This window comes from Bradyrhizobium elkanii WSM2783 (assembly GCF_000472865.1).
GTDB lineage: Bacteria > Pseudomonadota > Alphaproteobacteria > Rhizobiales > Xanthobacteraceae > Bradyrhizobium > Bradyrhizobium elkanii_A.
Window position 1 is genome coordinate 1 of sequence record NZ_AXAP01000053.1, and the last position, 13,239, is coordinate 13,239.

At 63.6% G+C, this 13,239-nt stretch carries 11 protein-coding genes; 8 read left to right on the forward strand and 3 right to left on the reverse strand.

Annotated features, from left to right (window positions below; genetic code table 11):
• Positions 1 to 296: 296 nt before the first annotated feature.
• The 3 genes from YY7_RS0133295 to YY7_RS0133305 form a co-directional block, all read right to left on the reverse strand.
• Positions 297 to 1,907, reverse strand: a complete 1,611-nt coding sequence (locus YY7_RS0133295; protein WP_245287491.1) for a DUF882 domain-containing protein — start codon at positions 1,905 to 1,907, stop codon at positions 297 to 299.
• 262 nt (positions 1,908 to 2,169) lie between these two features.
• Positions 2,170 to 4,428, reverse strand: a complete 2,259-nt coding sequence (locus YY7_RS0133300) for a L,D-transpeptidase family protein (protein ID WP_028166987.1) — start codon at positions 4,426 to 4,428, stop codon at positions 2,170 to 2,172.
• A 416-nt stretch (positions 4,429 to 4,844) separates the two neighbouring features.
• Positions 4,845 to 6,341: a sigma-54-dependent transcriptional regulator gene (locus YY7_RS0133305; RefSeq protein WP_028166988.1), complete on the reverse strand. Its 1,497-nt coding sequence runs from the start codon at positions 6,339 to 6,341 to the stop codon at positions 4,845 to 4,847.
• Between the two features lie 136 nt (positions 6,342 to 6,477).
• Between YY7_RS0133305 and YY7_RS0133310 the strand changes: the two genes are divergently transcribed.
• The 8 genes from YY7_RS0133310 to YY7_RS0133345 all read left to right on the forward strand — a co-directional run bounded on the left by YY7_RS0133310 (position 6,478) and on the right by YY7_RS0133345 (position 13,227).
• Complete coding sequence (locus YY7_RS0133310; protein WP_028166989.1) at positions 6,478 to 8,355, forward strand: M3 family oligoendopeptidase; 1,878 nt, start codon at positions 6,478 to 6,480, stop codon at positions 8,353 to 8,355.
• 152 nt (positions 8,356 to 8,507) lie between these two features.
• Positions 8,508 to 8,732, forward strand: coding sequence for an AbrB/MazE/SpoVT family DNA-binding domain-containing protein (locus tag YY7_RS0133315; RefSeq protein WP_028166990.1), 225 nt, complete (start codon positions 8,508 to 8,510; stop codon positions 8,730 to 8,732).
• 12 nt (positions 8,733 to 8,744) lie between these two features.
• Positions 8,745 to 9,140, forward strand: a complete 396-nt coding sequence (locus tag YY7_RS0133320; protein ID WP_028166991.1) for a type II toxin-antitoxin system death-on-curing family toxin — start codon at positions 8,745 to 8,747, stop codon at positions 9,138 to 9,140.
• An 86-nt stretch (positions 9,141 to 9,226) separates the two neighbouring features.
• The gene (locus YY7_RS0133325; protein WP_028166992.1) at positions 9,227 to 9,379 is read left to right on the forward strand and encodes an aa3-type cytochrome c oxidase subunit IV; all 153 of its coding nucleotides are present in this window, start codon (positions 9,227 to 9,229) and stop codon (positions 9,377 to 9,379) included.
• 137 nt (positions 9,380 to 9,516) lie between these two features.
• Complete coding sequence (locus YY7_RS0133330) at positions 9,517 to 10,644, forward strand: Re/Si-specific NAD(P)(+) transhydrogenase subunit alpha (protein ID WP_028166993.1); 1,128 nt, start codon at positions 9,517 to 9,519, stop codon at positions 10,642 to 10,644.
• A gap of 11 nt (positions 10,645 to 10,655) precedes the next feature.
• Entirely contained in the window at positions 10,656 to 10,973 is a 318-nt protein-coding gene (locus tag YY7_RS0133335; RefSeq protein WP_028166994.1) for a proton-translocating transhydrogenase family protein, read from the forward strand.
• Between the two features lie 37 nt (positions 10,974 to 11,010).
• Positions 11,011 to 12,408 (forward strand): NAD(P)(+) transhydrogenase (Re/Si-specific) subunit beta, encoded by a 1,398-nt coding sequence (locus tag YY7_RS0133340; protein WP_028166995.1) that lies wholly within the window; start codon positions 11,011 to 11,013, stop codon positions 12,406 to 12,408.
• A gap of 18 nt (positions 12,409 to 12,426) precedes the next feature.
• Positions 12,427 to 13,227: an alpha/beta hydrolase gene (locus tag YY7_RS0133345; RefSeq protein WP_028166996.1), complete on the forward strand. Its 801-nt coding sequence runs from the start codon at positions 12,427 to 12,429 to the stop codon at positions 13,225 to 13,227.
• Positions 13,228 to 13,239: the final 12 nt, after the last annotated feature.

Sequence of the window (13,239 nt, forward strand, 5' to 3'; positions counted from 1 at the left end):
AGCGCGCGGTCACCCTTGGCAAGCCGCCGCAGGCAAACATCCTTGCCCGCAACCATGCGTTCGACGAGCGCCGCCCCCCTTTATCGAGACGACGATCCCCGAACCGGCCCAATGTCCAGTCAATCCGTGGCGACATGGCGGCACCTCCGTCAAATCGAAGTGCCACAATAGAAATCACACAGATTCCCGATTCTGGAATCCCTCACACCCGCCCCGAGTCAATCCGCCGCACCGCACCACATCTGTGCATGCCCTAGCGCTTTCGCGGGGACGACACCGAATTTGCGGAAGAAAGCTCAGCGCAGCGCGGCGGTGCGGACGACGAAGGACGTCGTCGGTAGCGTTGCGGTGGCCGAGCCGGTGAAGCTGTCGCAGCTCAGGCCCAGCATCGGATCGTTCGAGAAGGTCATGTTGACCGCGGCCTGCGGCTTGACGAAATGGGCGCGCATCAAGGTCATGTCGGTATCGCCGAGCACGGTGGTCTGCATGGCGTTGCTGGCGCTCGGCGCCAGCATGACCACGCGCATCCAGAGATCGTTGCCCTTGGCCGCGGAGATGCGTGTCGAGGTCGAGATCACGCTGCCCTGACCCTGCGTGCCCTTGGCGACCACGGTGTTGATCTCGCTCGCGACGGCCCCGGCATTGCGGGTCGGTCGGGCGCTGCGCGGGACTGGCGCAGAGGCGGCGACGATATTGCTGCGGTCAACAGGCGCGTTGGCCGGGGCATAGGCGAGCGCCTTGTTGAAATTCTCCGATACGCTGGCAGTGGCCTGCGGATCGGCGGCGCCGACCGCCTCGCGCGCCTTGAGCGCTGCGATCTGCGCGGCTGTCGCCTGTTTCGCTGCCGGTAGATCGTCGCCCCAGAAGCCGCGGGCATTGATGATGTCAGCAGGCGTCTCGGGTTTCGGCTCGGACTTCTCGGCTGGCGCCGGCGCTGCCGGCTTCGCCTTTGCCGCCGGGACGATCTGGGCGTCGGCCGCGGCGAGCTGGATGGTCGAGGCGAATTGCGGTTTTGCGCGCGGCATCGGTACGGGGTCGGCCGGCTTCGAATCGGCAGATTTGGCGGAAGCCAGGACGGGCGCGGGCTTCTCGGCGGCCGCCGGCGCCGCGCCCTCGTCGTCCTCGTCGCTGCCGGCAGCCGATTTGCCCGTGAACAGCGCGGTCAGGAAGCCGCCGATCTTGTTGCCGCCGGACGAGGAGCCATCGCCGTTGCCGCGCCGCTCGATGTCGGCGCGGGCAAGCTCATACCCCTTCAACGGGGTGCCGTCGGATGGGACGTGGACGGTGCGGCCGTCCGGGAACACCCTTGCCAATTGGTCGTGCGTCATGCGCGGCCAATGGCGAATCGACCCGGTGTCGAGGTGAACAAAAGGCGAGCCGGAGGTCGGATAGAAACCGACACCGCCACGCTGTAGGCGCAGGCCGGCATAGCGGATCTGCTCGAGCGGCACGCCGGGAATGTAGAAATCCATCGCATGCCCCAGCATGTGCTGGCTGAAGCGCGCCACCCCGGAGGAGCGGCGGCGGAGCATGGCGTTAGTAGCGGGAGAGCGGTAGGAGGAGATGATGTTGATCGGCTGCTTGCCGTCGACATCGCGATAGACTTCCCAGAGGATGTCGAAGAGCCGACGATCCATCGTGGTCTCATCCTGGGTGCGCCAGTCGCGCAGGTAATGATTGAGCTTCTTCAACGCGTCTTCGTCGTAGCGGCCGTCGCGCTTGAAGGTGATGGTGAGGTCTTCGTTCGAATGGGTGTGGTGGAAGGAGAGGGTGCGAGTCTCGTTCAGGGCGGCGGCGTCGTGAACCGATCCGGCGCCTGCGAGCAGCAATAGCGACGTCAGCCCGACCTGACATCCGGCTTTCGGGAAAGACAGCAGTTTATAGTGGCGTGTGCGGACAGCCAGCACCGATGAGCCCACCCAATCGTCGAGCGTTCGACCTTATCTTTCGCAGACCCCGGCGAAAGGCGGTGAACGCATTCTTAAAGCGGGACGGTTAACCGAGATTTACCATCCCGTTTCCCAAGTTGAACTCAACCTAAACTGTTGACTGTGGCGAAAAAGAGCCGCCAGCGGTACCAGATGAATAATGGTTAATGTAAACGATCCCGCCGCATGGGCGGGATCGTTGATTTTGCTCACGAATCTGGCGCGCTCAGGGAGCGGTAAATTAACGGGTGAACACCCCGCGCGGTTGTCCGCGTCCAATCGGAGCTGGCGGCACCGGCTGGCCGCCGCCGAACAGCCGTTCAAAGAAGTTCAGGCCGGAATTGGTGTTCTCGCTGGCGATGCTGACGCCGGGCGGCAGGCTGTTGCGGCTCGGGCGCGAATAGTTCGGCTGCGCATGCGCCACCACTGATTCGAGGTCCTTACCGCGGTTGTTCTTGAGCAGCGCCAGCATGGCGCCGTCGCGGCCATAGACGTCTTTGCGGAATTGCAGCTTGCCGGCGTCGTCCACGAACGCGGTCTGGTAGGTGATGTTGACCGGGATCGGGGTCGGGAATTTCAGGTCGATCTCGCTCGAGCCATACATGCTGCGGATGCGCTCGGGCGTCCAACGCTCGTCCGTCATCGTGATGTTGAGCAGCACGGAAGCGTACTGGTCCGGGTTCTGCACGCGCATGCAGCCATGGCTGAAGGCGCGCTCTTCCCTGCCGAACAGGTTCTTGTCCGGCGTGTCGTGCTGATAGACCAGGAACTTGTTCGGGAAGTTGAAGCGGATGCGTCCGAGCGCATTCGCTTCACCCGGCGGCTGCGAGATGTGAATCGAGCCGTCGCGGCCGTATTCGAGCCGCAGGCCCATCCGCTGCAGCACGGTCGGATCCTGCTGCAGGGCCGGCAGGTACTCGTTGTAGATGATCGACGGCGGCACGTTCCAGGTCGGGTTCACCGTGATGTACTTCATCGTCTCGGTCAGAAGCGGGGTGGCGTGCTGCCCCGGCTTGCCGGTCACGACGCGCGTGGTCCAGACGGGTGCACCGTTTTGCATCACCCGCAGTGTGTAGTCGGGGATGTTGAGGATGACATAGGCGTTGCCGAGGGACGCCGCGCCAAGCTGTCGCGGCAGCCAGCGCCAGCGCTCCATGTTGACGATGACGGTGTCGATCTGTCGGTCGCGCTTCGGGCTGTTGATCGCCTTCACGGTACGGTCGTCGAGCACGCCGGTGGGCTTCAGCTCGACGCTGCGCTGGAATTTGCGCACGGCTTCGGCGACCTTGGCGTCGTAACGCGTATCGTCCGGATTCTCGGCAACGCCGAGCTTGGCGCGGAGCTGCGGCACGCGCGGATCTTCCGGCGCCTCGCCCGGCTGCTTCTTGGTGGCGGCCTTGTAGGCCAGCACCGGTCCCTCCGGGATCTCGATCATCGGGCCGTCGCCGAGGCCGCGCAGCTCGGCGAGCTTGGCCTTGAGCTCACGGTAGAGCTTGTGCGGCGGGTTGTAGCTGTCGAGCGCGGCGGAGGCGTCCTTGGCGCCGGTCACGTTGGCGAGGACTTCCGACGGATCGATCGGGTGCTCGGGATAGAGGATGTCGGCCGAGACCTGCGACCAATGCATCCGGCCGCTCTGGGCCTGGCGCGCGTAGTCGAGCATGCTGGCGACGAGCTTCAGCTCGGCATCCGCCAGCGCGTCGGGCGAGGAGAAGGCCAAGGCAAACTCCGGCACCGGATAGTCTTCCGGGTTGAGGCCGTCGGAGGCGGCGTCCTTGAGCCGCGCGATCACGCCCTTGCCGGTAGCGGTCAGCTTGCCGCCTTGCGTAAATACCGGCGCATAGTCGCGCGCCGAGTAGAACTTCTCGACCGCGGCGCGCTCGTTCTTGCGGTCAAAGGTGCGCAGCGTCTTGCTGGCCAGCGTCTCGCGAAGCTTGTCGGCAACCGGCTGGTCTTCCGCCGGCACGTTGCTCGCAGCCTTGACCGGCTCCTTGGCGGGCTCGGCAGCAGGCGCGTTGGCGGTCGCCGGGGCAGGCGCAGTGACGGTTGCAGGAGCGGCGGTCGCAGCGGCGGGCGCGGCTGAAGGGGTCACCGTGGCGGTGTCGTTCTTGACCGGCTCCTTCGGTGTGTCCTTGGGCGCGTCCTTTGCCACATCGCTCGGCTTCGGCTCGGCGGCGGGCGCGGTGACGACATCGGCCGGCTTGGATTCCAGCTTGGGCTCTGCAGTCTTGGTGGCGGCGTCGGGTTCGCTCGACGTGATGGCGTCCTTGGTCGCATCCGGCACCGAAGCGGTGGTGTCCAGCTTGATATCGGCTGCGGTCGGCGGCGGAACGTTGGCAGGCTCGGGACGCGGGATTGCGGCGTCGATCGCGAGTTCTGCGGCACTCGCGCGCGGCGTGTCCGACTGGGCCAGCGCCGAGGTCGCGGAGACCGTCAGGAACGTCGCGGCGACGGCCATCAGCACGCGGTCGAATCCGGTTCGGCCTTTCGAACAGTCTCGCATCGTCACTCCCCCTGGGGCGAACTGCCCGGCATTGGAACAGTTCTCAAATCATGGTCCTGGAGCCTGATGACGCTTCGTTAGAGCCGTCATCACGCTCGATTCGTTCGAGCATGATCTTCCCGGATCATGCTCTGAGATTGCGCGGAAGCGCCGGCCTCACTCGATCAAAACTCCTTCACGCCTGCACGCAACAAATCAACGCAGACGATACAGACGCCCCCTTCATGCAGCCAGCGCCATGCGGGGCAACTCACGACAAACTGACCTTGATCAACCACTTGCACTCGGTCTTGCGCGATTTTTGCCACGCGGCACCCCGTTTGTCTGTCACCCCCAAGCCACGGTTCAATAGGTTCCGAACTGAGCATGCGAAGCCACGACCGAATGCCCGCTCCGGGGCATAAACGCCGACCGGCTCAATTGGTGCCGCCGGCGCCGTCGGCGGAGTCATTTGCCGCGGCCTCGTCGATCTTGCGGTAGAGCGTCGAGCGGCCGATCTTCAGGCGCCGCGCAACCTCCGACATCTGCCCGCGATAATGCGAGATCGCGAAGCGGATGATCTCGTTCTCCATCTCTTCCAGTGGCCGCACATCGCCGCTGCTGGTCAGCATCGAGAGATTGCCGGTGGCAGGCAGCGGCGCAATGGGTATTTCACTACCCGATATTATCGCGGGCGCCGTGGACGGGGCGACGATCAGCGGCTCGCCATGCGTCGGGGCTGGGTCAGCAAGTGGATGCGCGGCGACCTGCGGGAAGTCGGCGAGGTCAAGCTGGTCGCCATCGCTCATGACCACGGCGCGATACACCGTGTTTTCGAGCTGGCGGATGTTGCCGGGCCAATCGAGCTGCGAAAGATGCGCCATCGCCTCGCCGCTGATGCCGGTGATGTTGCGGTTTTCCTCGGCGTTGAAGCGCGCGAGGAAATGCCGCAGCAGATGCGGAATGTCCTCGCGCCGTTGCCGCAGCGGCGGAATCGTCAGCGGCAGGACGTGCAGGCGATAGAACAGGTCCTCGCGGAATTGGCCGGCCTTCACCAGCTCGAGCAGTTTGCGGTTGGTGGCGGAAATGATGCGGACGTCGACCTTCACTGGCTTGCGGCCGCCGACGGCTTCCACCGTGCCCTCCTGCAGCGCGCGCAACAACTTCACCTGTGCGGTCAGCGGCAGTTCGCCGACTTCGTCGAGGAAGAGCGTGCCGCCATGGGCTTCGACGAACTTGCCCATATGGCGTTCGGTGGCGCCGGTGAAGGCGCCCTTCTCGTGGCCGAACAGGATCGACTCCACGAGATTGTCGGGGATCGCACCGCAGTTCACCGCAACGAAAGGCTTCGATTTGCGTTCGCTGCTGCCGTGGATGGCGCGGGCGAACAATTCCTTGCCGACGCCGGATTCGCCTTCGATCAACACCGGAATGGCTGATGAAGCGGCCTTCTGCGCGGTGCGCAGCACGCTTGTCATGGCTTCGCTGCGGGTGATGACGTCGGTGAACGTGAGCCGCCCCTCGCGGCTGTGGCGGATGCGCTGCAATTCACCCTTGAGTGCAGAAGTGTTCAGCGCATTGCGCAAGGATACCTGCAGCCGCTCGAAGCCGACCGGCTTGACGACGAAATCCTGGGCGCCGGCGCGCATCGCGGAGACCACATTGTCGATGCCGCCATGCGCGGTCTGCACGATGACGGGGACGTTCAAACCAGCGTCACGAATCTTTGCGAGCACGCCGAGGCCGTCGAGGCCGGGCATCACGAGATCGAGCACGACCGCATCGATGGTCTGGCTTTCCTGGGCGGTGAGTGCGGCGATGGCATCATCGCCGCTATCGACTACGAGGGGCTGGTAGCCGCATTTTTGCACCATGTTTTCAACCAGACGGCGCTGTACTGCGTCATCATCGGCAATCAAAATGGTGGCAGCCATGGTTTTCCCCGCACGTTACGCTTATCTGTCTCGAATCGGGGCACTCTCGCCGAAGCCGATTAACGCCCTCTTAAACGTTGCCCACCCCCGCACATTTCGCCGCCGCATCTCCGATTGAACACAGGTTACCGCCAAGATGACCTCGCGCTCCTCCGCTCTCCGCAAACCCGCCCAACGCAAGCCGGCCAAGGCCAAATCCGCTGCCAACAAGTCCGCCGCGAAGAAGGTCGTGGGCAAAAGCGGCAAATTGCCGGAATGGAATCTCGGGGACCTCTATTCCGGGATCGACGCGCCGGAAGTCGCGCGCGACCTGGCGAAGATGGATGCAGATTGCGTCGCGTTTGAGACCGACTACAAGGGCAAGCTTGCGGAACATACGGCCCGGGAAGATGGCGGAAAGTGGCTCGCCGAAGCCGTGCGACGCTATGAAGCGATCGACGACCTCGCCGGCCGGCTCGGCTCCTTTGCCGGCCTCGTGCATGCCGGCGACAGCGTCGATCCCGCGATCACGAAATTTTACGGCGATGTTTCAGAGCGCCTGACGGCGGCCTCGACGCACCTCCTGTTCTTCGCGCTCGAGCTCAACCGCATTGACGATGATGTGATCGAGCGCGCGATGCAGGCGGATGCGCTCGCATATTACCGGCCCTGGATCGAGGATCTGCGCAAGGAGAAGCCGTATCAACTCGAGGATCGCATCGAGCAGCTTTTCCACGAGAAGTCGCAGAGCGGCTATTCCGCCTGGAACCGGCTGTTCGACCAGACCATCGCCGGCCTGCGCTTCAAGGTCGGCGCCAAGGAACTCGCGATCGAGCCGACGCTCAACTTCCTGCAGGACCGCGATGGCGCAAAGCGCAAGGCGGCGGCGGAGGCGCTGGCGAAAACCTTCAAGGCCAATGAGCGTACGTTCGCGCTGGTCACCAACACGCTCGCCAAGGACAAGGAGATTTCCGACCGCTGGCGTGGCTTCCAGGATGTCGCGGATTCCCGCCATCTCAACAACCGCGTCGAGCGCGAGGTGGTGGACGCGTTAGTCGCGTCCGTGCGCGCCGCCTATCCGAAGCTGTCGCACCGCTACTACCGGCTGAAGGCGGGCTGGTTCAAAAAGAAGAAGCTGCCGCATTGGGACCGCAACGGGCCCTTGCCCTTTGCCGCGACCGGCACGATTGCCTGGCCCGAGGCGCGGAGCATGGTGCTATCAGCCTATCGCGGCTTTTCCACCGATATGGCCGCGATCGCCGAGCGCTTCTTCACCGACCGCTGGATCGATGCGCCGGTCAGGCCGGGCAAGGCCCCAGGCGCCTTCTCGCATCCGACCACGCCGTCGGCCCACCCTTACGTGCTGATGAACTACCAGGGCAAGCCGCGCGATGTCATGACGCTGGCGCATGAGCTCGGCCATGGCGTGCACCAGGTGCTGGCGGCAAAGAACGGTCCCCTGATGGCGCCGACACCGCTGACGCTTGCGGAGACCGCAAGCGTGTTCGGGGAGATGCTGACCTTCAAGCGCCTGTTGTCCGAGACCAAGAGCGCCAAGCAGCGCCAGGCGCTGCTCGCCGGCAAGGTCGAGGACATGATCAACACCGTGGTGCGGCAGATCGCGTTCTATTCGTTCGAGCGCGCGGTGCACACCGAGCGCAAGAACGGCGAATTGACCGCCGAGCGGATCGGCCAGATCTGGCTTTCCGTGCAGACCGAGAGCTTAGGGCCGGCGATCGAGATCAAGCCGGGCTACGAGAATTTCTGGATGTACATTCCGCATTTCATCCATTCGCCCTTCTACGTTTACGCCTATGCGTTCGGCGATTGCCTGGTGAACTCGCTCTACGCGGTCTACGAGCACGCCTCCGAGGGCTTTGCGGAACGCTATCTCGACATGCTCGCAGCCGGCGGAACCAAGCACTATTCGGAACTGCTCAAGCCGTTCGGCCTGGATGCCAAGGACCCGAAATTCTGGGACGGCGGGCTGTCGGTGATTTCAGGCATGATCGACGAGCTTGAGGCGATGGGCTGAGGGACGGTAGACTGTAAAACACTTGTTGAACGACGCCTGAGGGCGCGTTATACTGATGTATAACGTGCGCTGAGATGTACGAATTATGATGCTTTTTGAAGCTCTTACAGGGCAACTGCGCGATTGTGCGCAACTTAAAAGGCAAAATCCTGATGAAAATCGAGATCAAAAAGATCGGGAATTCCGATGGCCTGCTGCTCCCCCGCGAGCTGATGCAGCGGCTCGACCTCAAGCGCGGTCAGCAACTGCATGTCACCGAACTTCCGGGAGGCGGTTTTCAGGCGCTTCCCTACGATCCGGATTTTGAACGGACGATGGAAGTTGCAGACGAGATCATGGACAAATATCGCGATACGCTGGCGGCGCTTGCAAAGTAGTGGAAATTCCGAATGAGCGAGCCGAAAGAGCCGCTTTGGATCACCTATGAGCAGGCCATCGCCATCCATGCCCGCCAGCTCCGCCGCTTCGGCGGAGCTCCCGGCTTGCGCGATGAGGGCATGCTGCGATCGGCGCTGGAGCGGCCGGTTAACAAATGGCGCTACGAACAGGCCTCGCTGACCGAGCTCGCGGCGGCCTATGCGTTTGGCCTCGCCAAGAACCACGCCTTTGTCGATGGGAACAAGCGGATCGCCTTCATGGCGATGATGACGTTTCTGATCAAGAATGGCGTCAACTTCAGTCCTGATCCGGCGCACGCAACATCGATCATCCTCTCACTCGCGGCCGGCGAGGTCAGCGAGGAAAGCCTTACCCGCTGGATCCGGGATAATTGGCCTTCCGAATGAGGCGATAGGCGAGGCGGCGTTGCCCTGTCCGCGGCTTTGCGCTATGGCACGCTTGAAAATCAGACGTTTGATGACTGGGGACAAGGATGGCGAACCATAGCGAAGTGGCTTACACCACTGCCGACGGCAACGACTACATCGAGCATGAGCGGACCTACGAAGGCTTCATCGCGCTGGTCAAATACGGTACCGCGACGGTCGCCCTCATTCTCATCCTGATGGCCTTCTTCCTGCTCTGACCTCTCGCCGGCTGCGCCGCCAATGCCGGCGGTGCTCAAAAAAATTGCATTCAAACCGGTCCCAAAACCGGTATCCAACGTTGCGGGAGTAACGCTAAGTTTGCTTGCGTGCGCTGTCCCGCGCCGCCGGAGGCCTTATGAAGATTGCCGTTGCCAAGGAAATCGACCCGTCCGAGCCGCGGGTCGCCGCATCCCCTGACACTATCAAGAAACTCAAGGCGCTCGGTGCGGAGGTCGCGGTCGAGCCGGGCGCGGGCATCAAGTCGGGCTTGCCGGATTCGGAATTCACTGCCGTCGGCGCCACCGTGAGCGCCGATGCGGTGAAAGATGCCGATATCGTCATCAAGGTGAAGCGGCCGGAGGCGTCCGAGCTCTCGAAATACAAGCGCGGCGCGCTTGTCATCGCCATCATGGACCCCTACGGCAATGACGCTGCGCTGAAGGCGATGGCGGATGCCGGTATTTCGGCCTTTGCGATGGAGTTGATGCCGCGCATCACCCGTGCGCAGGTCATGGACGTTTTGTCGTCGCAGGCGAACCTCGCCGGCTACCGCGCGGTGATCGAGGGCGCCGAAGCCTTCGGCCGCGCCTTTCCGATGATGATGACCGCGGCTGGCACCGTACCCGCCGCGAAAGTGTTCATCATGGGCGTCGGCGTCGCGGGGCTGCAGGCGATCGCGACCGCGCGCCGGCTGGGGGCCATCGTCACCGCGACCGACGTGCGTCCGGCGACGAAGGAGCAGGTGGAGAGCCTTGGCGCCAAATTCCTCGCGGTCGAGGACGAGGAGTTCAAGAACGCGCAGACCGCGGGCGGCTACGCCAAGGAAATGTCTAGGGAGTACCAGGCCAAGCAGGCCGCGCTCACCGCCGAGCACATCAAGAAGCAGGATGTCGTGATCACGACGGCGCTGATTCCCGGCCGCCCGGCCCCCAAGCTCGTCTCCGCGGACATGGTCAAATCGATGCGGCCCGGTTCGGTACTGGTCGATCTCGCCGTCGAACGTGGCGGCAATGTCGAGGGCGCGAAGGCGGGTGAGATCGTCGACGTCGATGGCATCAAGATCGTCGGCTACACCAATGTCGCCGGCCGCGTCGCCGCCTCCGCCTCGGGTCTCTATGCCCGCAACCTGCTCGCCTTCATCGAGACGCTGGTCGACAAGGCGAACAAGGCGCTTGCCGTCAATTGGGACGACGAACTGGTGAAAGCCACCGCGCTGACCAAGGACGGCGCCGTCATCCACCCGAACTTCCAGCCGAAAGCCTAAGGAGAGAAGCCATGGAGCATATCGCGCAGGCCGTCGATCCCTTCGTATTCCGGCTTTCCATTTTCGTGCTTGCCGTGTTCGTCGGCTATTTCGTGGTGTGGTCGGTGACCCCCGCGCTGCATACGCCGCTGATGAGCGTCACCAATGCGATCTCCTCGGTGATCGTGGTCGGCGCGCTGCTCGCGGTCGGCGTCGGTATGATCTCGAGCGGCTCGGGTTGGGCGCGTGGCTTCGGCTTCGTCGCGCTGATCTTCGCCTGCGTGAACATCTTCGGCGGCTTCCTTGTCACCCAGCGCATGCTGGCGATGTACAAGAAGAAGTCCAAGTAAGCGGCCACCTCGGGGAAGAGGCAAACGGGGACCTGAGATGAACGCCAATCTCTCTGCATTGTTGTATCTCGTGGCGGGTGTGCTGTTCATCCTGTCGCTGAGGGGGCTGTCGAGCCCCGCCACCTCCCGGCAGGGCAACCTGTTCGGCATGATCGGCATGGCGATCGCGATCGGCACCACGCTCGCGAGCCACCCGCCGGCGGACGGCGTGGCCTGGCTGCTCGTCGTACTTGGTGTCGCCATTGGCGGCGCGATCGGCGCCGTGATCGCACGGCGGGTGCCGATGACCTCGATGCCCGAACTGGTCGCCGCCTTCCACTCGCTGGTCGGCATGGCCGCGGTGCTGGTCGCCGCCGGCGCGTTCTATGCGCCCGAGGCCTTCGACATCGGCACGCCTGGCAACATCCACACCCAGAGCCTGATCGAGATGTCGCTCGGGGTTGCGATCGGCGCGCTGACCTTCACCGGCTCGGTGATCGCGTTCCTGAAACTGTCGGCGCGGATGAGCGGCGCACCGATCCTCCTGCCGTTCCGTCACCTCATCAACATCGCGCTCGCTTTGGCGCTGGTGTTCTTCATCGTTGGCCTCGTGCTGTCGGGCAGTGCGGTCGACTTCTGGCTGATCACCATCATCGCGCTGGTGCTCGGCGTGCTGATGATCATCCCGATCGGCGGCGCCGACATGCCGGTCGTGATCTCGATGCTGAACTCCTATTCCGGCTGGGCCGCGGCCGGCATCGGCTTCACGCTCGGCAATTCGGCGCTGATCATCACCGGCGCGCTGGTCGGCTCCTCCGGCGCGATCCTGTCCTACATCATGTGCCACGCGATGAACCGGTCCTTCATCTCGGTCATCCTGGGCGGCTTCGGCGGCGAGACCGCGGCGGCGGGCGGCGGGACCGGCGAGCAGAAGCCGGCCAAGCTTGGCTCGGCTGATGATGCCGCCTTCATCATGAAGAACGCCTCGAAGGTCATCATCGTGCCCGGCTACGGCATGGCGGTGGCGCAGGCCCAGCACGCGCTGCGCGAAATGGCCGACATCCTGAAGAAGGAAGGCGTCGAGGTGAAGTATGCGATTCACCCGGTCGCGGGCCGCATGCCCGGCCACATGAACGTGCTGCTGGCCGAAGCCAACGTGCCCTATGACGAGGTGTTCGAACTGGAGGACATCAACTCCGAATTCGCCCAGGCCGACGTCGCCTTCGTGATCGGCGCCAATGACGTCACCAACCCGGCTGCGGAAGAGGACAAGACCTCGCCGATCTACGGCATGCCGGTGCTGCAGGTGTGGAAGGCCGGCACGGTGATGTTCATCAAGCGCTCGCTGGCCTCAGGCTATGCCGGCATCGACAATCCGCTGTTCTATCGTGACAACACCATGATGCTGCTCGGCGATGCCAAGAAGGTGACCGAGAGCATCGTCAAGGCGATGTGAGGCCGTTTGCGGGCAGCGATGCTCGTCCTGAAATGGCTCCTGATCCTCGCTGCAGTCGGTTATCTCGGAGCGCTCGCGCTGCTGTTCGTCAAGCAGCGCGAGATGCTGTTTCCGATTCCGACGCGGGAGCGAACCTCACCGGAAGCCGCCGGCTTTCCTGAAGCCGAGGAACATGTCCTCACCGCAGGCGATGGTGAAAAGGTCATCGTCTGGCACGTGCCGGCAAAGCCCGGCCGTCCCGTGATCCTGTACTTTCCCGGCAATGGCGATTTTCTCGCGGGACGAGTCAGCCGTTTCCGCGCGATGACGTCTGACGGTACCGGCCTGGTCGCGCTCTCCTACCGCAGCTATGCCGGCTCGAGCGGATATCCGAGCGAGCGCGGCATTCTGCAGGACGCCGCTGCAGCTTACGCCTTCACCGCGGCGCGCTATGCCGCGGAACGAATTGTCGTCTGGGGATTTTCGCTCGGCACCGGCGTTGCGGTCGCGCTGGCTTCTGAACAGCCGATCGGAAAATTGATCCTGGAGGCGCCCTATACCTCGACGGTCGACATTGCTGGCGCGGCATTCCCGTTCGTGCCGGTGCGCTGGCTAATGCGCGATCAGTTCCGCTCCGACGAACGTATTGCGCGGGTCAAGGCTCCGCTCCTCATCATGCACGGCACTAACGATCCCGTGATCCCGATCATCTTCGGTGAACGCCTGTTCGCGCTGGCGCATGAGCCGAAGCGGTTCGTGCGCTTTGCTGGCGGCGGCCACGATAATCTCGACTATTATGGTGCGATCGAAACGGCGCGGCAGTTCATCGGTGGTTTGTAGGTACGGAACCAA

Excerpts from the sequence above, each read along its gene's own strand:
- YY7_RS0133300 (WP_028166987.1), bottom strand. The coding sequence starts at position 4,428 with ATGCGAGACTGTTCGAAAGGCCGAACCGGATTCGACCGCGTGCTGATG.
- YY7_RS0133305 (WP_028166988.1), bottom strand. The coding sequence starts at position 6,341 with ATGGCTGCCACCATTTTGATTGCCGATGATGACGCAGTACAGCGCCGT.
- YY7_RS0133310 (WP_028166989.1), top strand. The coding sequence starts at position 6,478 with ATGACCTCGCGCTCCTCCGCTCTCCGCAAACCCGCCCAACGCAAGCCG.
- YY7_RS0133315 (WP_028166990.1), top strand. The coding sequence starts at position 8,508 with ATGAAAATCGAGATCAAAAAGATCGGGAATTCCGATGGCCTGCTGCTC.
- YY7_RS0133320 (WP_028166991.1), top strand. The coding sequence starts at position 8,745 with ATGAGCGAGCCGAAAGAGCCGCTTTGGATCACCTATGAGCAGGCCATC.
- YY7_RS0133325 (WP_028166992.1), top strand. The coding sequence starts at position 9,227 with ATGGCGAACCATAGCGAAGTGGCTTACACCACTGCCGACGGCAACGAC.
- YY7_RS0133330 (WP_028166993.1), top strand. The coding sequence starts at position 9,517 with ATGAAGATTGCCGTTGCCAAGGAAATCGACCCGTCCGAGCCGCGGGTC.
- YY7_RS0133335 (WP_028166994.1), top strand. The coding sequence starts at position 10,656 with ATGGAGCATATCGCGCAGGCCGTCGATCCCTTCGTATTCCGGCTTTCC.
- YY7_RS0133340 (WP_028166995.1), top strand. The coding sequence starts at position 11,011 with ATGAACGCCAATCTCTCTGCATTGTTGTATCTCGTGGCGGGTGTGCTG.
- YY7_RS0133345 (WP_028166996.1), top strand. The coding sequence starts at position 12,427 with ATGCTCGTCCTGAAATGGCTCCTGATCCTCGCTGCAGTCGGTTATCTC.